Source organism: Psychromonas sp. KJ10-5, from assembly GCF_055808325.1.
This window is the reverse complement of the sequence record NZ_CM147864.1, coordinates 3,226,416-3,248,010: the sequence shown is the minus strand read 5'-3', so window position 1 is coordinate 3,248,010 and position 21,595 is coordinate 3,226,416. Positions and strand designations below refer to the sequence as shown.

Sequence of the window (21,595 nt, the reverse complement as noted above, 5' to 3'; positions counted from 1 at the left end):
AGAAAGGTAGCATCACGCTGCCCTTCTAATGCTTAAATCGATTAATCAGCACTTTCAGCTAATAACGTTTCTAAACAATGATCTGAAATACCATAATAATCTTTAATATCTGCAATTTGTTGTAACAGTTTCTGTTGTTCTTTTTCATTATGCTGCGGTTTTTTCACCGCCAGAATCATCTTGTTCTTATTAGTATGCTCTAAACTAATAAACTCAAACACTTTAGTTGTATAACCATTTGCTTCTAACAACAAAGCACGCAGTGAATCTGTGATCATTTCAGCTTGTTGTCCTAAATGAACACCATATTGCAACATTGGTTGAAATAATTCAGGGCTTTGCATCTGAGGACGTATTTGTTTATGGCAGCAAGGAGAGCACATAATAATACTCGCATTTGCTCTAATGCCATAGTGGATAGCATAATCAGTGGCCACATCACAAGCATGCAATGCAATCATTACATCGGTATGCTTAGGTGCATGTGTCTTAACATCTCCACATACAAAGTCTAACCCTTGGTGGTCTAAGCTCTGTGCTGCTTCATTACATAAATCAGCTAATGCCTGTCGTAACTCAACCCCCGTCACTTGCGCATTATTTTCTAAGGTATGACGAAGGTAATCATGAATAGCAAAAGTTAAATATCCCTTCCCTGAACCAAAATCAACAACATTTAAAGGAGTGCTTTTATCATGAGGTGACACTTCCAATGCCTGGCTAAATATCTCGATAAACTTATTAATCTGCTTCCATTTATTAGACATAGCAGGAATTAGCTTTTGCTGTTTATCTGTTACTTTAAGAGCAGTCAAAAAAGGACGCTGAATATCTACAAAACGATTCTTTTGTCTATTATGAGTCGCTGCCACTGCATGTGTTTGTTTTGCTTTATGCTGAGATATTTTAAGTTTACCTTTCTTACTAAACTCAATTTGTACTTCAACATTTGCTAATGTCAGATAGGCACTTTTAAAGTCTTCGCCAATTAACTGTTTGATTTCATTGAGTCCCACTGAGTGAGAATGATTTTTAGTAATGTGATTCGTTTGATGTTCATAAACAAAACTCAATACCGACTCACTTTGTAAGGTAATTGGTCGGATATTAATACGATTTAAGCTTTTATCCGCCCCTCTATATTTACTTAATAACAACTTCACCAGCTGATTATTCTCAAGGCTTTGTGATAATAAATGGTAAAAATCTTCGAGGGTATTAAGTACAACAGAGGACATAACAATTTCCAAGCAATCTAAAAGGGCATAATTGCTGTAGTTTAACAGCTAAGCCTATCTGTAAACTAGAAATGTTTCCCCTGAAACAAAAACAATATTTAAGCAACAAATTAACACTCATGACTTCACTACAACTGAACTTTTTGTGAATGATAATTGATATCAAAATAATTTTAGTTGATAATAGGTATCGTTACGCTAATTATCTATTCTTGGAGTGTTTTTTTATGTATCGTTATTTCTGTGCAGCATTGTTATCAGTAGCGATCCATTTCCTTATTTTTGCACCTTTGCTTGAACAACCTGCAATGGCCATTCCACTTGCTCAACAAACGCAAAGTGTCAGCATTAGCTTTACTAAACCAGCCAAAGTTGAACCTAAAAAAGTCGAGCCGCCAACACCACCAGTTGTGGAAGCAAAAGAAGTCGTCAAACCAACACCTAAACCTGTAGCAGCTAAACCAGTCAAACCGACTGAGAAAAAGCGTATTGTTAAGCAAAAAACCAAACCTAAAGAGATCAAAAAAGAAACGCCTAAGCCAGTACAAAAGGTAGTTAAAAAGAAACCAATTTCTAAAGAAGAGCCGAAAAAAATTACAGAACCACCCAAAGAAGTGGTGAAATCGACACCAGCTCCTCCGGCTCCAGTGATCAAAGATAAAATCGAAATCACTAAAGAAAAAGTGGCACAACAAAGTAATGAACTACAAAGCAAGCCGCAGTTAATACAAAAAAGTCGCTTTTTAAGTACACCTACACCACCTAAGTACCCTCGCATGGCAAAACGCAGAGGAATAGAAGGTACTGTTACCTATGAAGTGTGGTTAGATGAAAAAGGCAAGCAGACTAAATTATTATTAAAAGACTCATCGGGTGCAAAAGTACTTGATGTAGCAGCCTTAAAAGCCATCAAAAACTGGGAGTTCTCTCCTCATATTGTTAACGGCAAACGTATTGCACACCGTATCTACATACCTATTAGCTTCCAACTGGATTAATCATGACCTTATTTACTATTTTACAAGAACAACTAGGCTTAATGACTTGGCCTCTTATCATTTGCTCTGTACTCACCTTAATGATCATCAGTGAACGACTTTTGAAATTAATTAGCTCTGGTTCTCTGAGTAAAAAAGAGATTATTAAGATATTAGAGCACCATGATCCTAAACAACCTGAAAAATTACAATCTCTAAGTATTCGCTTAAAAACTGAAAAAAACTTAGCAAAACGTGGCATGTCGATGTTATTTGCTCATCAACACTTTAGCCAACAATTACGAGAAGATACCGCAAGTATTTGGGTACAAGATAAACGCCAAGAGCTACGTAGCGGTTTAAAAATGTTAGCGCTCATCGGTATGATCAGCCCTCTTTTAGGGTTACTCGGTACAGTGCTAGGTTTAATCGAAATGTTTAAAGCGATTGCATTAACAACAGGTTCAGTAACCCCTAATGACCTAGCTGATGGATTAGGCATTGCTATGCGTACCACGGCAGCTGGTCTACTAGTTGCTCTACCTGCAATTTGCGGTGCACAACTATTAGGATTATGGGCAGATAAAGTCACTTACCGCCTAGAGTTTACGCTTAACTTCTGTAATTTATGGTTGCAAGGTGTGGACTTCCCAGATCAAAAACGTGCACCTAAGCCTAAATCGACTAGCCAGGAAGTACGATCGTGATACGCAGCCAAGCTAAAAATGAATCTGAATCAGTACAGGTAGATTTAACACCGTTATTAGATATTATTTTTATCGTGATGGTGTTTTTAATGCTCTCTGCCAATATCAAACTACAATCGCTACAGGTTGACTTACCAACAACAGATACAAGTGCTGTACAGGTTGTAGATAACAAAGCCGTTACTATTAATATCTTGGCAGCAGAGCCGCGTTGGGCAATCGATGGGGAAACCTTACCTGATTGGGCAGCTTTTCAGGATCATTTAATTAAAACGGTACAAGAGAAACCAGATACCGAATGGATCATCGCTGCTGACAAAACATCAGATGTACAATATATGGTTAAGTTGCTAGGGTTTTTACAACAACATAATATCCAAGCAACACAACTCTTAATTGACGACGAAAAATAGTGTACTTAGCCTATTAACTAACTTAGTTAATAGGCTTTACTTTCCCATAACAACTTCTCTCTTATTCAGATAAATCTGCGCTTCCTAGCAAACTTTTTAAAAAGTCATACAAATACTAACTTTTTCACTTCATTGTCGTTATTATGTGCTCAACAACTCACTTTCAATAACCTGATAAAGAGACTGAATATGACTAAAGCATTAACCCTAGAAGCTTGTATAGCAGCTGCACAAGAACTATTAGCAAGACGTAAAACCAACATACAAGGTGATCTGCTTGCAGAAGCAATTCGTCCTACCAACTTAGACGATGCACTAGCAATTCAATTTGCTACTGTACAAGAAAGTGGTAAAGGAATTGGTGGATGGAAATGTTTAGTACCTCTTAACCCAGAACAAATGGTTGTTGCGCCTGTTTTAGAAGGTACAGTACAACAAGGTGATACCTGCTTAGTAGAGTCAACTGAACCAGGTAAAACCCTTATCGAACCAGAAATTGCGTTTGTATTAGGGCAAGACCTACCTGCTCGTGATAACGCTTACTCTGAAACTGAAATTGACGGTGCAATTGCCTCATGTCACATGGCTTTAGAGTTAATGCAGCGTCGTTACCTGCCTGATGATAATCGTGTTTTCTTTGATAATTTAGCAGACTGCTTATTCAACCAAGGAATTTTTGTTGGTCCAGAGATCAGTAAAGAACAAGCATATCAAGCAGGGACGATTGATATTACTTTTGAAACAATAGGCGAAGACGGTAAAACCACTATAACGGAATATGAAGGAAAGCACCCTAACCTTTCCGCACACAAACCGGTTTACTGGTTAATCAATTTTATGCGTGAGCGTGGTGTTAGCTTCAAAAAAGGACAAGCAATTATTACAGGCTCTTACGCCGGCGCAATTGAAGTGCCAATCAATACAATGGGCATTACTTACAAAGGTTTAGGAGAATATAAACTCACCTTTAAACCTGCATAACATGCATAACATGCATTGCATAACGCTTATTCAAAAGCGTTATGCAATTACTTTAGACTTTTACTGTAGAGTTAAGTGCTTTTTTAAAAGAAAACCCCGTCACTAATATTGTTCCCGCAACGACTAATAAAGCTCCTAATAATGTATTAAGGCCAATCTGTTCACCTAAAAATAACGATCCCCATAAAATACCAAACAATGGCACTAAAAAGGTCACCGATAAAGCAGAAGCAGGCCCATCATCTTTGACTAATCTAAAGTATAATAAATAAGCAAGTCCAGTACAGACGATACCTAAGGTCAATACAGATAGACTAATTGGCAAGGTGATTGGGTCACGCATTGGGATCAAAGGTAATAGAGGCAAGACTACAATCACCGCAGCCCACATGCTGCCATGAGCATTTTCAAAAGGAGCAACAACCGGTGCAACTTTAGTGTAATTAGCCGAAAATCCATACATCATCGCAGCTGCTAAACAGGCTAAAATAGCCCATACACCTTGCTCGCCTAATGTTAAGGCTTGATGACCAACTAACACAGTCACACCAATTATCCCCAATAACAAACCAATACTCGCTTTTAATTTAATACGCTCTTTTTGCCAAATACTCGCAATCACCGCTCCAAATAAAGGTGCAGTAGAATTCAGAATCGCCAGTGTTGAGGCATTTAATGTTTGTGCTGCATAAGCAAACATCAAAAAAGGAAAAGCCGTATTAAACGCCCCAACAATAAAAAAGTGTTTAACATTCGACATAAAAGCTAATGTTCTACGTAAATAATAACTGATCAATAATAAACACAATGCAGCGGCTAATACCCTACCTTCAATAAGATATGCGGCGCCTAAGCTATTTGCCGTTAAACGCATGAACAAAAACGAACCACCCCAGATGGACGCTAATAAAACTAAACGTAAAACACTTGTCAGTGACATGTTTGATCCTTGAATAAATAGGTAATGTAAGAGAGTATGAGCATTATAAAAAGATACAGGAGAAACCAATGCTCATATTTTATATTGTTTGTGGTGTCGTCGTATTTGCACTTTCTAGCTTTTTATTTCACCGTAATCGTTTAGCGATTTACCGTCGTCGTATCATTCGAGATATTAGTGAAAGTAGCCAAAAAAGCCCCTTCATGCTAAGTACTCAACAAGAGCAGAAAATTAAACAATGCTTTTTAAATGGAGTTACTCGAGAAGAGTGCGTTAACTTATTAATGAGTGAACATTAACCAAAACAGTTAAACACTGCCTTCACTTTCTACGACTAAAATTCTTGCTTCACCAATAGGAGAAGCGACATGTTCAGTGCCTATACTTGCGTAAAATATATCCCCGCTTTCTAATAGTACGGATTGCTCGATGCCTTGCTCTTTATAATGCATCTCAACAACACCGTCGAGCACGACAAAAACCTCTTCGCCATCATTAACATGCCATTTATAAGCTTGGTCTGTCCAATGTAAGCGCGTAGTAATACCATTCATATTGGCAATATCTTTAGCACCCCAAGCACGGTATGCAGTGAACTGCTTGCTTCTGATAATATCCATTTATCAACCTTCGTTTAAATAGCTTAGCCTTAACCCTGATCTCGTTTATCTTCTAATTTAGCTTGTATCACATGATCATCATCTTCGTCAGTTTTCACCCATTCCGCCTCAACATCAATAATATCCTTATCACGGTTAGTACGCTTAATAGTGGCTAAACCAACCAATAAAAAACCATTAGCAAACGTACCAATAAATAAGGTCGGAAAAATCAAAATACGCGGTGCAAAAAACAGCAATAAAATACCAATAATGACAGTACCAAAACAGAAACCAATCCAGGTAATTCCCACAGAGATGGCTGCAGCCCAAAGCATTACGCCAATAATAATTTGTATCCAGCCTTTTATCATAGGAGCCTTATTTTATTAATATATATGAAATTTCATCCATCTTATGGAAGATAAAGCCTAGATTACTCTCTATCGGAAAGGAACAAAAGAGGTGTTTAAATGATTAGAATAATCAGATGGAAAATATTGTGGAGAACCGATAGAAAAACGCTACTGCCTATATACAAACAATAGCGTCAATAAATCAGAATTTAAAAAGCAGCTTCAATAGTCCCTTTATAGGTTTTTTCTAAGAACTGGCGTGTTGCTTCAGACTGGAAGATTTCAACGAATTTTTTGTAAGTTGCATTATCTTTATCCTGTGCACGAGCAGCAATATTCATTACCGCAAACTCAGCATCTTTGGCTTCCAAGTAAATACCTTGTTCTTGTGGGCTTAATCCAGCTGACATCACATAGTTCATGGTAATGACAGAAGCATCAACATCATCTAGTGTACGTGGTAGTTGAGCCGCTTCAACTTCGACAAACTCAAAGTTTTTTGGGTTTTCAACAATATCGTAAACTGTCGTTTTTGCACCCGCATCAGGTTTTAAAGTAATCAAATTAGCGTCAGCTAATAATAATAATGCACGTCCACCATTCGTTGGGTCATTAGGTATAGAAATACGAGCATTATCTGGTAAATCTGCCACTGATTTATATTTATTCGAATAGATACCCATACGCATTAAAATAGAATGGCCGATCGACACGATTTTTTGTTCACTGTTTTTATTAAAGTTATTCAGGAAAGGTAAATGCTGGTAGCTGTTTAAATCAAGACTGCCATCAGCTAGTGCTGCATTCGGTGTAATGTAATCAGAGAAAATAACCACTTCAACTTGTAAGCCTTGTTTCGCAGCTTCTTCAGCTACCGCTTCTACCACTTCGGCATGGGGGCCTACTGTTGCGCCAACTTTAATCACTTCACTTTTTTCCGTTTCACCACATGCTGTTAATCCAAAGATTAATGGTAAGACATAAAATAACTTTACTAATTTTTTGTTAAACATATTCCACTCCCTTAAAATCATATAGCCGTATAGACATCCAAATAGAATAATACAGAGAAGCGCTAAATCTACAAGTGTAATTTTAAGAATAAATTATTCGTTACTAATGTCATAAACGCATAACCAAAGCAGCGAGAAACAAGTAACAAAAAATATGAAGGTTATTATTGAAATAAATAAGGAAGATTTTCAAGAGGTAATAATATTGGCAGATAACTAGGCTGTAGTTATCTGCCTTATAAACAGTAGCAAGCAGCTAAATAGTCACTTGCGTTATAAACAATAGCAAGCAGCTAAATAGTCACTTGCGTTATAAACAGTAGCAAGCAGCTAAATAGTCACTTGCGTTATAAACAGTAGCAAGCAGCTAAATAGTCACTTGCGTTATAAACAGTAGCAAGCAGCTAAATAGTCACTTGCGTTATAAACAGTAGCAAGCAGCTAAATAGTCACTTGCGTTATAAACAGTAGCAAGCAGCTAAATAGTCACTTGCGTTATAAACAGTAGCAAGCAGCTAAATAGTCACTTGCCTTGTAAACAGTAGCAAGCAGCTAAATAGTCACTTGCCTTGTAAACAGTAGCAAGCAGCTAAATAGTCACTTGCGTTATAAACAGTAGCAAGCAGCTAAATAGTCACTTGCGTTATATATATAGAGCTCTAGCTATGAGTCGCTCTTTCACCCCAAATTTCTTGTAAACGTTGGTCTCGACCACAGTTCCAGCGATAAGCTTTATAGCGGATTGGATTGTTTTTATAAAAATCTTGATGGTAACTTTCATTGCCCTTAATAGGATAGAAGGTACTAGCATCAAGAATCGGTGTAACTACTTGTTGATCTGCAAATTCATCAATCACCGCTTGTTTAGACTTTTCAGCTAACTGTCGCTCTTGTTCATTAGCAACAAAAATCGCACTTAAATAACTATGTCCTTTATCGCAAAATTGACCTCTGTCATCGAACGGGTCAATGTTTACCCAATAATGATCCAAGATATCTTGATAACTCACTTTTTCTGGGTCATAAGTGATCTCCACCGCTTCATAGTGGCCTCGATGATTACCATTATAAGTAGGGTTTTCTACTGTTCCTCCAGTGAATCCCGATACGACATCGGTAACACCAGGTAACTTTTCAAAATCTGACTCCATACACCAGAAACAACCACCTGCTAATACTGCTTTATCAGCATTTGCTAAAGGCGTAAAACCAAGTATCGATGTTGACAGTATCAACCCTATTAGTTTTTTCATAAATCTCTCACGTAATAAACACCATTCCCATAACAAGACCTACCGAAGCTAAAAATAATTTCAGGTATATTTAAATTAATTAAAAATTAATACGCATTTGATTAGTTAAGGATCAATAATGAAATATATTAATTATCAAAAAGATAGTAATAAATAGTGTATTGAAACTTGAATGGAAGAACGAACTGTTTATACTCAAAGAGATATATATTGGTGAATAGCTATTGATTAGCTTATATAGTCAATAGCATATCCTAAATAATGCCAACGATAACAATCAATTAGAATGACAACACGCAATGGATAAAGAAGCTAATAATGACAATAAATAAACAACTCACTATTTTAATGCTTCTTATCACTCTTTTTTCTACAATCGTGGGTATTAGTACTTTAAAAGTCTCAGAAGTATCACGCTTTCACCAGCTCAATAGCCTGCACTTCAATTACGTTCTAGAGCTTAATGAGCTAATTAACAAGAGTAAAAATGGTATTCCAGATACAACTGTACTCAAAGAAGTTGTTAACAACATTAAAGCTCAACCAACGACCTGTGTAGCAATACCTGGACGATTAGATCTTTTGCTAATGGAGCTAACCAATACGCAAAGTATTGTCACAATATGCCAAAACGATATCGATGTGGCTGATGAGCTATTAAAAAATATCGTGCTATTCGAAGAACGTATAATCAATCACAATACAATAAAAAAACAATTAAATGATAGCTACACGCAGTTTAGAATTAACTCCGTTGAGTTTATAAAACCCGTTGATAAACTCACTTCATTTATTACAAAGTCCTCTCAAACAGCGGTTATCACACTATCTATCGCTTTTTTCTTAATAGCATTCGCTATTGCTAAAGCAATTTTAAAGATAGTAAAAAGAATGCAAAAAACCAGTAATGAACTAATGGTCAGTGAAGAACGAAATCGTTTACAAGCCAATAGAGATGCACTAACCAAATTACCAAACCGTAATGCGTTAGATCTAAAAATAAATCAATACATTGCTTTAGCTGGCCAAAAAAGACTAGCCGTCTTCTTTATTGATCTTGATCGATTTAAAGATATCAATGATACCCGAGGTCATGCTCAAGGTGACAAGTTACTCATTACAATCAGTGACCGTTTATCTGAAGCAATGCAAGTTCATGACTCTGTCTTTAGGTTTGGTGGCGATGAATTTGTCGCTCTAAGCCATTTCACCAATGCTGAAGATATAAAGCGCGTAGCAGAATCGTTGGTAAAGGCTATCTCAAAGCCAGTTTTTTTAGGAAATACAGAACTATACGTAACTGGTAGCGTAGGTATTTCAATCTACCCTACAAATGCCAATACAGCAGAAAATCTAATAAAATATGCTGATACCGCCATGTATGAAGCGAAAAAAGAAGGTAAAAATCAATACCTCTTTTACAAAAACAGCTTTAGTCAAAAACACACTCGCCGACTATCCCATGAATCAAAATTACGCTATGCACTAGACAAAGGCCAACTACAGGTCATGTACCAACCTGTTGTTGACTTAAACACCTTTGCCACTGAAGGAACAGAAGCACTATTACGTTGGCAACTAGACCAAGAAACCGTTATATCACCAGACGTTTTTGTTCCCATCGCAGAGTATTCAGGACAAATGGTAGAGATAGGTGAATGGGTCCTCAGAATAGCCTGTAAACAAAATAAAATATGGCGAGATAGTGGCGCTAAAAACCTCAATATGGCGGTTAACGTCTCTCCTTATCAACTATTTGATCCTAACTTTTCTCAACTCGTGCAAAATGTGATCACAGAATTTGAGATCCCATATCACTGTCTTGACCTTGAAATAACAGAAAGCATGATCATCACTGAGAATGAACACTTCTTAAAAACATTAAATGAGCTGTCTGAGATGGGTGTGAGACTATTAATGGATGATTTTGGAACAGGTTACTCATGCCTTAGTAACCTAAGAAACCTGCCTTTTGACATATTAAAAATCGATAAAAGCTTCGTAACTAACTATGACACCATCGCTTCTACTATTATTGCCATGGGCAAACAACTAGATATGAAAATTGTCGCAGAAGGCGTAGAAACCTCAAAATCACTAGAAATCCTCCGCCGTCAACAATGTGATTTTGCACAAGGCTACCTATTCCAAGCGCCTTCAATTGCCAGAGATATTGATATATTTAAAACATATACCCAGTAAAAATTACTTTAGTCTACTACCTACAAGTTATGTACTTATAATGTTAATCCAAGATGGAAAAGAGCAATAGCTGGATATTTTATAACTCATTTGCGTGATACACCCCAAACAAAAAAGATACCACCAATTGATTATTTACAGATCTTAATTATAGTTACATCAAAATAAAACAAAAAATATAATTGCATCTTTTAATGCCAAAGGTAATCTACATTTTTCATAAAAATGAAGGTACTTTGAAAAGATGAAAAAACTATTAATATTAATATTGATTGGTATCGCAGCAAACCAAATTTATCAAAAATACAACGTCCCTGTTATCACCAATGCAGATATTGAACAGCTAAATAAACCTGTAAAATTAAGTAATTTTAAGAGCCATAAACAGCAATATTCATGTGATGGTCGTCAGTATTGCAGTGAAATGCATTCATGTGAAGAAGCAACGTTCTTTATTGAGCACTGCCCTAATACTAAAATGGATGGGAACCATGACGGAGTTCCCTGTGAGCGTCAATGGTGTAATTAAGTGTAAACAATAAAGTTAGTGGGTATTTTTCAGGATGAAAGATACAAAATAGCGAGTAACCGCATGAAAGATATTAAAGGATTTCTAAGCTTAATACTGGATTCAATAGCAGACCATATTACGGTAATTGATAGTACAGGTACGATCCAATATGTGAATAAAAGCTGGACGGCGTTTGCTGCTCAAAATGGTTGCTTGATTAAAGAAACGTGGCTAGGTGTTAATTATATTGAAGCTTGCGATAAAGCCAGTGAAGTTCACGATGACTATGGAGCTCAGGTAGCACAAGGTATTAGAAGTGTTATTGACCAAACTATTGAAAGCTTCTATTTCGAGTATCCATGCCATAGTCCAAAACAAAACCGTTGGTTTATGATGCGAGTAACCCCCCTTGTATTTGAACAAGTTCCCTATTTTGTTATTTCCCATCATAATATCAGTGAACGTAAACTGCCGAAGAAAAAGTAAGAAACTTAGCTAGAATGGATGGCTTAACGAATATTGCCAACCGCCGTTATTTTGATGAGTTTTTAAATGCGGAATGGCGAAGATGCCTAAGGTTAGAGTTACCAATTAGCCTAGCAATCATCGACTTAGATCATTTTAAATTACTCAACGATACCTATGGGCATCAACATGGTGACCAATGCTTAATAAAGATAGGACAGTTACTTAAACAATTTGTTAATCGTTCAAGTGATATCTGTGCTCGTTATGGTGGCGAAGAGTTTGCTATTGTTTTAGGTAATACTTCAATAACAGAAGCACAAGCATTACTGATCAGTCTTTTAGAAGAGATAGCCCACCTAGACATAGCTAACCCAAGTTCTACTACTCAACCTTATTTAACCGCTAGTATTGGCTTATCAACCATCTACCCAAGCTTTGGAGCCCATGAAAGAATATTAATTCACCAAGCAGACAATATGCTTTATAAAGCTAAAAAAAGAGGGAGAAACCGCTTAGAAAGTTAACTTAATTTATAATTTCGTTACATGCCTCTTGATAAGACTTAGCACATAGTCAAGAATATAACACTAAAGTTATATTTTTTGATTTAACGGTAATTGTAGCTACATTGTAATAATTGCCATTATTTTAAACTCTCCAGCTACATCGATATCCAGTCTAGGGGCCTTTCAATGCATCAAGTTACTGATTTTACTTTATTTAAAGAAGTAATGGAGATTTTACCTACCCCGGTACTAATCAAAGATAGCCACCTTCGATATATTTTCATAAACAAAGCCTTTGAAGCATTATTCCAGGTTAATCGAGTAGATGTGTTAGGACAACTAGATAAGGAAGTATTTGTTGATCGACAAGTTGCGCAATGTAATGGCGGCGATTTGCGTGTACTCGAAACCGGTGAAATAGATGAAGCCTATGAATCGGTGTTTGATAGTAACGGAGATCAACGTGAAGTGATCACTCGAAAAAGCCGCCTTACGATGGCCAGTGGAGACGTTTATTTAGTAGGCACCATTTACGATATCACCGATGTTACGGTAATGAATCAACAGTTGATAATTAATCAAACCAAACTTAAAGAACAGTCTGAGCAATTAGAAAACATGGTTAATACCGACCCGCTAACAGGTTGTAATAATCGACGAGCCTTAGATATCCAATTACCTACTTTATTTGAACAAGCTTCATTTAAAGGCGGCTTATTAGCCATTGATGTCGACAAGTTTAAACTGATCAATGATAACTATGGGCACCATGTTGGTGACCTAGGTTTACAAAAAATGGTGAAAATTATTGTAGAGACACTTTCAAGTGAGCATCAGCTAATTCGCATGGGAGGAGAAGAGTTTTTAGTCGCCTGTGCAGGTATTGAACATAAGCAATTAATTGATTTAGCAGAGCAGTTACGCAGCAGTATCGAAGCCAGCAAAAACCAATTTGCAGGTCACCATATTAGTTTCACTGTAAGCATTGGTGTAGTACATACAGATACATTTAATAAATGGGATTTAGATAAACTAATCAATGCTGCTGATAAGGCTTTGTATAAAGCCAAAGCCTTAGGTAGAAACTGTGTTTATTATAAGCTGCCATAAAGAAGCCAATAAGCCACACACTGTTTGACTCCATCATTAAGTAAAGGCGCTAAATGGTTAATCACAAAAATGGCTTAGTTTAAAATGTAAATTGAAGAAAATGACGCGCCATATGCCACACTTACAACAATACTATTAGCATGATGAGATAGCAGCATTAAGTTGTGATCTTATCACCCACCAACCTTAAAAGATGCTTAACTGCTTTTGATAAAATTTGGTTTTTACGCACCACGTACCCCAAACTGGTGCAAGGGAAGTCGGCTAAAGTCACCACTTCCGATTTTAAATGAGGTCTGCTGTCTAATGAGAAATCAGGTACAATCGCCGTACCAAATCCTGCTTCAGCCCAGTCTAATTGAGCATCGACACTCCCCACTTCCATGATCCGATAACGCGGTATATTTAAAGAAGGCAAAGCATGATCAATCAAATCACGAGTTCTTGTATCATGACCTAGTAAAATTAAAGTCGGCAGGTCAGCGCTATCTTTTTGTACCACCTCGCCTTGTACTAAAGCTAATTGATGTCCAACAGCGCACCAATGTACCGCTTTTAACTCACTAAAATGTAAAGGTAAACTTTCTTTTTGCTCGATCACAAAGCCTAATTCAGCATCTGCGCTTTTCACTAATGATGAAGCCTGTGAAGAAGTCGTATTAAATAAAGCCAGATCGATATTTGGATACGCTTGTTTAAATAACTGAAAAGGTTCAATCAGCAAAGCTCTAGAAATAATATCACTAGCAGCAATGGTCAATGTTCCTTGGTGAAGCTCATTCAAGGCATTAATATCTGCTTGGCAAACCTTCAATTCCTGCAAGGTTTTTTGACTGCTTTTCAATAAACGCTGTCCGGCTTGTGTTAACCGAAATGGGCTACGTTCTATCAACTTAGTGCGTGTCACTTTCTCTAACTGTTTTAAATGCAAACTAACATTAGGTTGTGTCATATGTAGCGCGATAGCTGATTTACCAAAGTGTTGTAACTCCGCTAAAGTTACAAAGGTTTTTAACCAATTAATATCAAGCATAAGATCACGTCCTCATTCAACTTAACACACAACAAATTATATGAGTTACTTATTAAAGTAATAACTATTATTAATTTATCATATTAACATTGATTATGTAGCATACCCTTTTCATCATTCAAGGGGTAAAGCATGACATCAATAGTGGTTGTAGGCGCAAACTGGGGCGACGAAGGTAAAGGCCGTATCGTTGACTTTTTAGCAGAAGATGCAAGCGCAAGTATTCGTTTCCAAGGCGGTAATAACGCTGGCCATACCGTGGTAAATGACTTCGGTACCTTCAAATTACACCAGTTACCAAGTGGCATCTTTAACCCAAATTGCTTAGCGGTACTTGGCCCTGGCATGGTGATCAGCCCTTCTGCATTAACTGAAGAAATCAATGAAGTTAAACAAGCAAATATTGATGTAAAACTATCTATCTCAGACCGCGCAACACTATGTTTACCGTTACACGCTTTAGAAGACACGCTAGAAGAGCAACGTCTTGGTGATGCAGCCTACGGTTCAACAAGACAAGGTATCGCACCCGCTTACGGTGACCGCGTGATGAAAAAAGGCATTCTAGTGGGTTGGTTAAAACAACCTGAAGTACTACAACAACGTATTCAATTCCTACTAGATTGGAAATTACCTCAATTAAAAGCGCTGTACCCTGATCATGAGTTTAATCAAACAGCAGAAGAGATGACTAACTGGCTATTAGAAGTGACTGCGCCTTGGCGTCAATTCATTTGCAACGTCACAGAGCCACTAAAAGCGTTACAAAAAGAAAAGGCTAACCTAGTATTTGAAGCGCAACTAGGTGCGGGCAGAGACTTAGTCTACGGTGAATACCCTTGGACAACATCATCGAATGTGACGGCCGCTTATGCGGGTATCGGTAGCGGTTTACCTGCGCTATACCCTGAACGTGTTGTTGCCGTCGCAAAATCATTTAGCTCATCAGTAGGTACAGGCACATTAGTAACAGCCATGGAGCATCAAGATAACTTCCGTGAAAGTGCTAATGAATACGGTGCAGTAACAGGTCGCCCACGTGATATGGGATTCTTTGATGCAGTAGCAACACGCAATGGTGTTGAGTTACAAGCAGCAACTGAAATTGCTTTAACAAAAATCGACTGTTTATCAGGCATGGCTGATTTAAAAATCTGTGTTGCCTATGAAGGGCAACACCCAGAAAACCCAATTTGGCCACAAACAGCATCATTAACACCTGTTTATGAACAAATGCAAAGCTGGAATGAAGATATCAGCGGCTGCCGCACCTTTGAAAGCCTACCGACCGCAGCACAAAACTACGTAACTCGCATTGAAGAACTGATGGGCGTACCAGTAAGCATGGTCTCTGTCGGTCCAGAGCGCGAGCAAATGATCATTCGATAATCGTTGCTGTAATGACATTTCACGCTATTAACTGTTAAGTGATGATAGAAAACAAAAAACCGACTTTCGTCGGTTTTTTTATATTAAGCTAAATAATTATCTAACTCAGTCTTATCCACTCTGGCTCATCTAAACCAACACGCGATAAACTTGAACTATATTGAACAACTATCCGTTGGGCATATAGATCTTTTAATTCAAAAATAAACTCAAATTTTTCTGTTAATTCTTCTGAGTAGTAAAAAGGAACAAAATACATTTTTTCACTTTCGTCTTCAGCTTTGACAGTCCCTTCGGAAGAACCAGAAAATTTAACGGTTCGCATATCGTAAATTGATTTACCAAGCTTTAACTTATCACCACCAGGTGTTATAAAATCAAACTTACTATCTTGATTTACAATGGACAATGATAAAAATAGAAATCTTCTTGCCTGTTGCTCATCAACCCTCACGGAGTCGCAACGCTGCTGAATACAAACGTAATATGAACCTTCCTCATTATTACTTTTGACAACAGTACCAAGGGTTAATACTGGGGTATGATTGTCATATTTAATAAGATCTTTATGTTGGCAAAGTAATGCAAAATCTCTATTTAAACTTTCGTCTTCACCGCTTTCATGAAATAAACTAAAAGCATATTTCTTATAGTTATTTTTAGCACTATTTGCACTAATTCCTTTAGATATCAAAGCATTAATGATTTTTTGTTTAACATCCTCTGATGAAACCAGTAAAGATTTTAAAATATCTTTATCTCTACTAAAGTTTTCCGCTGTAGGTTTACCAGAATTATCTAACTTAGCTCTTTCTTCTTCTTCGATATATTGTTCAATCCAAAGCTCAATTACCTCCGTATTGATACTACTGCTAAGATTTTCAACTCTTAAAATTGAAGTGAATGTGTCTCCTAATAATTCAACTAGAAGTTCATTAGCATCATTAATGTTTGGTAATAATGATTTATGAGTTAAATACGCAGCATCTAATTTTTTTGAAAAAATATTTAATACCTGAAAGAAATTTTTCCTAATCACAGTCAAAGCTTTTAAAGTAAAATTTGATAAAAGCCCATTAGTCATTTTGGCAAATTCATTATTAATGAACTCTGGTAACTGCTGATATGTTACTTCTTTGTCTCGTAGAGCAGGATTATGTGTTCCTCGCCCATTACCACCATTAGACTTAGCCCTAACCAGAATTTTACAGCTACCTGATACAACGCAACAATCATCATCTCCAGAAAGACTAAAACCGCTAATTTCTTGAGTAGTTAAATAACTTAATATTTCTGTAGCTATATTATTTAGGTCTGTTTCGCCAGTGTATACCAATATTAATTTTAGACTATTTAGCTTACTTGGGGAGCCTAATAAGTTTCTGATAATACATTTAGTGTAAGAGCCTCTTATATCGTCATCATCATCATCTTCATCGCTTTCTGTCGCAGATAACTCGGTAGAGTTCTGTATAATAATCTGCCAATCTAAAACTGTCACATCAGCTTTAGCAGCAATATCAGAAAAAAGCTGAATATCAGCTTCTTTCTCTGGTTGAAAAACTGAGCAAATTTTATGATTACTAGCAAAACCTCTAGTAATTGTCTTGGCATCAAAGTCATGTTGAGTATCAGCGCCATCTACCGCGGAATATGCTTTATCATCTATAAAAACTACACTTTGTAGAAAGTCCTTTGCTATCTCATTTGATAGGCTTTGAAAATTATCAGTCATCCTGTACCACTTTAGCTATTTTAAATGTTACATTTGAATCAGATCTAGGTTCAACTAAACTAAGGGTATAACCAGCAGCTTCGAGCACCTCATTACTTATATGTAATCCCATCCCCCTACCATTTTCTTTGCGGCTGAACCCTAATTCAAAAATTTTCTTTTTATCTTGTATAGGTATTTCAATGCCGTTGTTAGATATATAAACAGAACCATCATCATCAGCATGTAGTCTTATTGTTTTTTCCTCATTGCCACTTTCATTTAACCAATGAATAGCGTTATCCATAACATTAACAAAAACAGGATAAAAGGAAGATCTAAAGCCTCTGATATGATTGCGAGCAAAACCTTTGGTGTGCTTAAAAGATATTTCATGACGAGCTAAACGGCTTTTAAATAAATCAATCAAGAAAGTTTTAACTTCAAGTAGCTTTATGTCTTCAGTTTTACGCGAGAGTCTTCGATTTAAAGGGGTAAATAAGTTTAAATAACCATCCAAATGTTCAAAACTTATCTTAATATTATTGTAAACACCTTCGAGGTGTTCATTTACATCTGACCAAGCTTTTAAATCTTTAAGACTTGAACGAACAGACCTAACTGTACTATTAAACTCATGATGAATGACACTTACTGCTAACCCTAATTGACTCAATTCAACATCAGTAGAAACCTTCTCTCGTAAAGTTTCTAATTCCTCACCTAATGCACTAGTAATTTGTTCATTAGTTATGTAATTATTATTATCGTCTTTTACCCAATAAATACCCTCTAATTGCCGAATAATAGTGTCCAGTATATTAGTGTTTCGCTCACTAATTGAGGTTATTTGTTCTGATAACTCATTCCTCTTAGCAACTAGATCAATATCAGCTTCATTTTCTACAGAAATAGTTTTAAATTTATCTTTAACCGTTCTTATTTGATCATCAAGGTCTATCATTAGCTCAGTTGTGAGCTCTTTAACTCGTTTATTAATTTCACCTACAGAGTCAGTAGCATTTTTTTTCTTTTCAGTATTGATTTGTTTCGCTTCTTTAGAAATATAATCAACAGCTTGCTCAAGGCGTTTTCTCTTGCTAACCGATATTTCCAATTCAGATACAGTACTCTCAACAAGCCTATCTAACTTACTAAAAGTTTTAGAAAATAATCCACTTTCTAATTGATCCATCTCCTCAATATATGTTTCATAATCAGTCTTTAACTCCCCTCTAACTAAAAAACCTTTTGGAGTGGATACAAGAATTGATTTACGATAATCATTTATCTTTTGTCTGACCTCAGACTCTAAATCTAATATTTTTTGGCTTGCAAGATCATGATCTTTAATAGAATATATAGTATTAAAAGACTGCTCAGCTTCTGTAAAAAGAGTTTCGACTTCCTGCAGGATAAGTCCAGACTGGTTATCAGTAAAAAATTTATCAAGAGCTTTTTCAAACTTTCCCTTACGAACTTTAGCCTGTTTATTTCTTTTTTCTAATGCTTGATGAGAAGCAAATAATTCACCTCTTTTTTGTGCCCAAACTTCTGCTTTAGGGCCTGCTGAACTCCCTTCTCTAAAAAAATCAGCTGCAAGTTGAATAAAGAAATTTTTAAGTATATCTCTTAAATGCCTATAGGCATGATCTTCAATAAACCCTTCTCGTCCAGCTTTTTCTTTTAACTTATAGTTATTAGTTTGAGATAGGTTTATGACACCAAACATTCTTCTATAAGAAAAAAAAGCTTGGGCTGCATGTTTACTTCTTCTTTTTTCGAACTCTAAAAAATCATAGTCAGAATCACCATACGGCAATATTCTAATATTATCTTTATACACATATAAACCACCAAACTTATCAGTTTTAGCTATCAATCTAGAATGATTTTCTAAATCAATAATAGAATCCTTCTTTGTACCTTGAATATACGCGAGATTAACCTCAAACGAGCCACAACTTGTTTTATTAAGATTATTACCTCGCCAATTAATGATGTGTTCAAACGTTTTTTCTCTGTATATCTTAATCGAGCCTTTAAACTGACCAAACTCATCAAAATAACCATGTATATGATGATCAGCTAATTTAAAGTCTTCAATTGTAAAAAAGTGCTCTTTATCAATAACATCAGTATAAGTACCATCTTCACTTCTATAATCTCGAAATACAATATCTAAAAGAGGTTCAGGATGTTCGGGAGTCATTGTATTATGAAAACCCATTAGCATCTTTTCAATCTTAGTGGCATCTTTAGCATTTGAATTGCCATCAAGATCAAATTTTAAAACATCTTCGACAGAAGAGACATAAAAACAAGTTCCTCCGGAATCTAGTTCATCAAAAGGTTCACTTCTTACTAATTGTTTATTTAGATCCTTAGGTGAGACATCAAAAGAATCAACTGTTAATAAAATATCTTTATACTCTTCTTGGCTAATATCATCTTGTACTAACAGTTTATCAATAGAACTTATTAATTCATTTTTCATCGAAACAATGTCATTCATGTCTGGTAGTGAACTGAACGATTTCACTGGAACAACGATATCTTCTAAGTTAAGTCCTGGAAGTTCAAAGATTTGCCAATTAATTAACGCTGCTGTTATTTGAGGGTGACCTTTTGCTTTCGTCACAATAAGAACTTGCTTACCAATTGAAGCAATAGCTAATCTTCCAATACCTTTTTCACCCATAGGTATTCTAAGGGTTTTTGAACTGTCTATCGGGGGAGGGGAAAATCTTCGATGATTTGTTTTAGACTCTGTTCCTAGTGTTAACCACCTAGTTTCAAAATCATTTCTAGTCATTCCGATACCGTCATCACGTAATACGAAAAGACCTTTTAACCTAAAGTAATCAATATCCACTTTATCGGCATAAGCATCATGAGCATTTTTTAACAACTCATTGATTGCTGTTGGAATACCAGCTATTTGTTGACGACCTAATAAGTCTAATGTTCTCGCTCTAGTTTTGAAATTTGCCATGATAATTTTCTATTATTGCTAATCCAATTTGCCTTGCATATTCTGGAGGAACTGCATTCCCTATTTGTCTAGCAATAGCAGCCACACTACTACCAAAAAACTTGTAATTTTTAGGAAAAGACTGCAAGGTTGCTCCTTCCCTTAATGATAAAGCTCTATTTTCTTCTGGATGTGCAAATCGCCCATTTGATACACTGTAAAACTTAGTTGTTATTGTGTTGGCTGGTTTGTCCCAAGACAACCTACCAAAAGTATCCATAAAAGATTTATCTTTACCTACAAAACATGGGAGCTGAAGCTCAGGATCATCAGCGAAGTCTAGACGGTTACCGCCATTTTTTTTAACTTTTAACAATCTTTTCAAGGTAATCGGAGCAATATTAGAAACAGTATGCAAAAACTCTGTTTCATCTACAGTTCCAGCCTCTATTTTTTTAAACCCATTCTTTACGCCAAGTACATCGGCTACAGTTTTTCTATCTTTTACTTTTTTGGGGAATACTTGTTTATCATTAACTCGATTAGCAACTAATGTAAATCTTTTTCTATTTTGTGGAACACCAAAATCATAAGTGTTATGAATTTCGAAATGGACTTTAAAACCATTTACTTCTAACCAAGTTATAAATTTATCCAGCCCACTTTCTTCTTTGCGTTTCAATACACCAGGTACATTTTCCACAACAACATAGCCCGGATTTAAAAATTTAACAAAGCGTTCGAATTCAACTAATAAACTTTTAGATTTTTCAGATTTCTTCTTATCTGTATTTATAATGCTCCAAAATTGACAAGGACTACATCCTATTAAAATTAAACTGTCATCATTCTTTTCTAACCCTAAATTATTTTGGATAGTTTCTTCTTTTAATTCAAAAACATCTGCGTGTATGAATTTAGCTCCGATGATATTTTTCTCATATGTACCTTTACAAGCAATCTCGTAATCAATACCACCTAATACTTCAATGCCAGCCTGAAGCATTCCACAGCTCATTCCCCCACCACCACAGAAGAAATCAACCGCCTTCATAAAAAGCCTTTTTATTAAAAATAATTTTCATTTCAAAAAACATCACATTAAACACCATTATATTATAAAGTGATAATATCAAAGATATTTACTCCATGTAGCATAGTTTCAAATAAAATATAACTAATTAAATCGATTAACAATCGTCCATTTCACC

21 protein-coding genes are annotated in these 21,595 nt (G+C 36.0%); 11 read left to right on the top strand and 10 right to left on the bottom strand.

The window, feature by feature from the left end:
- Nucleotides 1-41 precede the first annotated feature (41 nt).
- A complete protein-coding gene (locus AC0L3W_RS14215; protein ID WP_409440233.1) occupies nt 42-1,238 on the bottom strand; it encodes a class I SAM-dependent methyltransferase in 1,197 nt (398 codons plus the stop codon).
- A 227-nt stretch (nt 1,239-1,465) separates the two neighbouring features.
- Between AC0L3W_RS14215 and AC0L3W_RS14210 the strand changes: the two genes are divergently transcribed.
- The 4 genes from AC0L3W_RS14210 (at nt 1,466) to AC0L3W_RS14195 (ending at nt 4,316) form a co-directional block, all read left to right on the top strand.
- The gene (locus AC0L3W_RS14210) at nt 1,466-2,236 is read left to right on the top strand and encodes an energy transducer TonB (RefSeq protein ID WP_409440234.1); all 771 of its coding nucleotides are present in this window, start codon (nt 1,466-1,468) and stop codon (nt 2,234-2,236) included.
- A 2-nt stretch (nt 2,237-2,238) separates the two neighbouring features.
- Nucleotides 2,239-2,922 (top strand): MotA/TolQ/ExbB proton channel family protein, encoded by a 684-nt coding sequence (locus AC0L3W_RS14205; protein ID WP_290041341.1) that lies wholly within the window; start codon nt 2,239-2,241, stop codon nt 2,920-2,922.
- Complete coding sequence (locus AC0L3W_RS14200; RefSeq protein ID WP_409440235.1) at nt 2,919-3,335, top strand: ExbD/TolR family protein; 417 nt, start codon at nt 2,919-2,921, stop codon at nt 3,333-3,335. The genes AC0L3W_RS14205 and AC0L3W_RS14200 overlap by 4 nt, the downstream gene beginning before the upstream one ends.
- 189 nt (nt 3,336-3,524) lie before the next feature.
- Nucleotides 3,525-4,316 (top strand): hydratase, encoded by a 792-nt coding sequence (locus AC0L3W_RS14195; RefSeq protein ID WP_409440236.1) that lies wholly within the window; start codon nt 3,525-3,527, stop codon nt 4,314-4,316.
- A 52-nt stretch (nt 4,317-4,368) separates the two neighbouring features.
- Here AC0L3W_RS14195 and AC0L3W_RS14190 read toward each other — a convergent pair whose 3' ends face one another.
- Nucleotides 4,369-5,256 (bottom strand): DMT family transporter, encoded by an 888-nt coding sequence (locus tag AC0L3W_RS14190; RefSeq protein WP_409440237.1) that lies wholly within the window; start codon nt 5,254-5,256, stop codon nt 4,369-4,371.
- 68 nt (nt 5,257-5,324) lie between these two features.
- Here AC0L3W_RS14190 and AC0L3W_RS14185 point away from each other — a divergent pair, with 68 nt between their 5' ends.
- The gene (locus AC0L3W_RS14185; RefSeq protein WP_290041333.1) at nt 5,325-5,555 is read left to right on the top strand and encodes a hypothetical protein; all 231 of its coding nucleotides are present in this window, start codon (nt 5,325-5,327) and stop codon (nt 5,553-5,555) included.
- Nucleotides 5,556-5,564: 9 nt separating this feature from the next.
- Here the strand turns inward: AC0L3W_RS14185 and AC0L3W_RS14180 are convergent, their stop codons facing one another.
- From AC0L3W_RS14180 to msrA, 4 genes are all read right to left on the bottom strand, one after another.
- Nucleotides 5,565-5,876: a cupin domain-containing protein gene (locus AC0L3W_RS14180; protein WP_409440238.1), complete on the bottom strand. Its 312-nt coding sequence runs from the start codon at nt 5,874-5,876 to the stop codon at nt 5,565-5,567.
- Nucleotides 5,877-5,905: 29 nt separating this feature from the next.
- Nucleotides 5,906-6,229 (bottom strand): hypothetical protein, encoded by a 324-nt coding sequence (locus AC0L3W_RS14175; RefSeq protein WP_290041330.1) that lies wholly within the window; start codon nt 6,227-6,229, stop codon nt 5,906-5,908.
- Between the two features lie 191 nt (nt 6,230-6,420).
- Complete coding sequence (locus AC0L3W_RS14170) at nt 6,421-7,224, bottom strand: MetQ/NlpA family ABC transporter substrate-binding protein (RefSeq protein WP_290041328.1); 804 nt, start codon at nt 7,222-7,224, stop codon at nt 6,421-6,423.
- A gap of 659 nt (nt 7,225-7,883) precedes the next feature.
- Nucleotides 7,884-8,477 (bottom strand): peptide-methionine (S)-S-oxide reductase MsrA, encoded by a 594-nt coding sequence (msrA, locus tag AC0L3W_RS14165; RefSeq protein WP_290041326.1) that lies wholly within the window; start codon nt 8,475-8,477, stop codon nt 7,884-7,886.
- A 318-nt stretch (nt 8,478-8,795) separates the two neighbouring features.
- Here msrA and AC0L3W_RS14160 point away from each other — a divergent pair, with 318 nt between their 5' ends.
- The 5 genes from AC0L3W_RS14160 (at nt 8,796) to AC0L3W_RS14140 (ending at nt 13,274) form a co-directional block, all read left to right on the top strand.
- Nucleotides 8,796-10,679 carry a putative bifunctional diguanylate cyclase/phosphodiesterase gene (locus tag AC0L3W_RS14160; protein WP_409440239.1) on the top strand — a complete coding sequence of 628 codons (1,884 nt, stop codon included), beginning with the start codon at nt 8,796-8,798 and terminating at the stop codon, nt 10,677-10,679.
- 244 nt (nt 10,680-10,923) lie between these two features.
- Complete coding sequence (locus AC0L3W_RS14155; protein WP_290041323.1) at nt 10,924-11,208, top strand: excalibur calcium-binding domain-containing protein; 285 nt, start codon at nt 10,924-10,926, stop codon at nt 11,206-11,208.
- 63 nt (nt 11,209-11,271) lie between these two features.
- Nucleotides 11,272-11,676, top strand: coding sequence for a hypothetical protein (locus AC0L3W_RS14150; protein ID WP_409440240.1), 405 nt, complete (start codon nt 11,272-11,274; stop codon nt 11,674-11,676).
- Nucleotides 11,677-11,690: 14 nt separating this feature from the next.
- Nucleotides 11,691-12,182, top strand: coding sequence for a diguanylate cyclase (locus AC0L3W_RS14145; RefSeq protein WP_409440241.1), 492 nt, complete (start codon nt 11,691-11,693; stop codon nt 12,180-12,182).
- A gap of 168 nt (nt 12,183-12,350) precedes the next feature.
- Nucleotides 12,351-13,274, top strand: coding sequence for a sensor domain-containing diguanylate cyclase (locus AC0L3W_RS14140; protein ID WP_409440242.1), 924 nt, complete (start codon nt 12,351-12,353; stop codon nt 13,272-13,274).
- 157 nt (nt 13,275-13,431) lie between these two features.
- Here the strand turns inward: AC0L3W_RS14140 and AC0L3W_RS14135 are convergent, their stop codons facing one another.
- The gene (locus AC0L3W_RS14135) at nt 13,432-14,307 is read right to left on the bottom strand and encodes a LysR family transcriptional regulator (protein ID WP_409440243.1); all 876 of its coding nucleotides are present in this window, start codon (nt 14,305-14,307) and stop codon (nt 13,432-13,434) included.
- Nucleotides 14,308-14,439: 132 nt separating this feature from the next.
- Between AC0L3W_RS14135 and AC0L3W_RS14130 the strand changes: the two genes are divergently transcribed.
- A complete protein-coding gene (locus AC0L3W_RS14130) occupies nt 14,440-15,696 on the top strand; it encodes an adenylosuccinate synthase (RefSeq protein WP_409440244.1) in 1,257 nt (418 codons plus the stop codon).
- Between the two features lie 100 nt (nt 15,697-15,796).
- Here AC0L3W_RS14130 and AC0L3W_RS14125 read toward each other — a convergent pair whose 3' ends face one another.
- The 3 genes from AC0L3W_RS14125 to AC0L3W_RS14115 are packed head-to-tail and all read right to left on the bottom strand — an operon-like array spanning nt 15,797 to nt 21,438.
- Nucleotides 15,797-17,431 (bottom strand): response regulator receiver domain, encoded by a 1,635-nt coding sequence (locus AC0L3W_RS14125; protein ID WP_409440245.1) that lies wholly within the window; start codon nt 17,429-17,431, stop codon nt 15,797-15,799.
- Nucleotides 17,424-20,405 (bottom strand): ATP-binding protein, encoded by a 2,982-nt coding sequence (locus AC0L3W_RS14120; RefSeq protein WP_473573623.1) that lies wholly within the window; start codon nt 20,403-20,405, stop codon nt 17,424-17,426. Before AC0L3W_RS14120 ends, AC0L3W_RS14125 begins: the two co-directional genes overlap by 8 nt.
- On the bottom strand, nt 20,386-21,438 hold the full coding sequence (locus AC0L3W_RS14115; RefSeq protein WP_409440247.1) for a DNA cytosine methyltransferase: 1,053 nt from the start codon (nt 21,436-21,438) through the stop codon (nt 20,386-20,388). The genes AC0L3W_RS14120 and AC0L3W_RS14115 overlap by 20 nt, the downstream gene beginning before the upstream one ends.
- Nucleotides 21,439-21,595 lie beyond the last annotated feature (157 nt).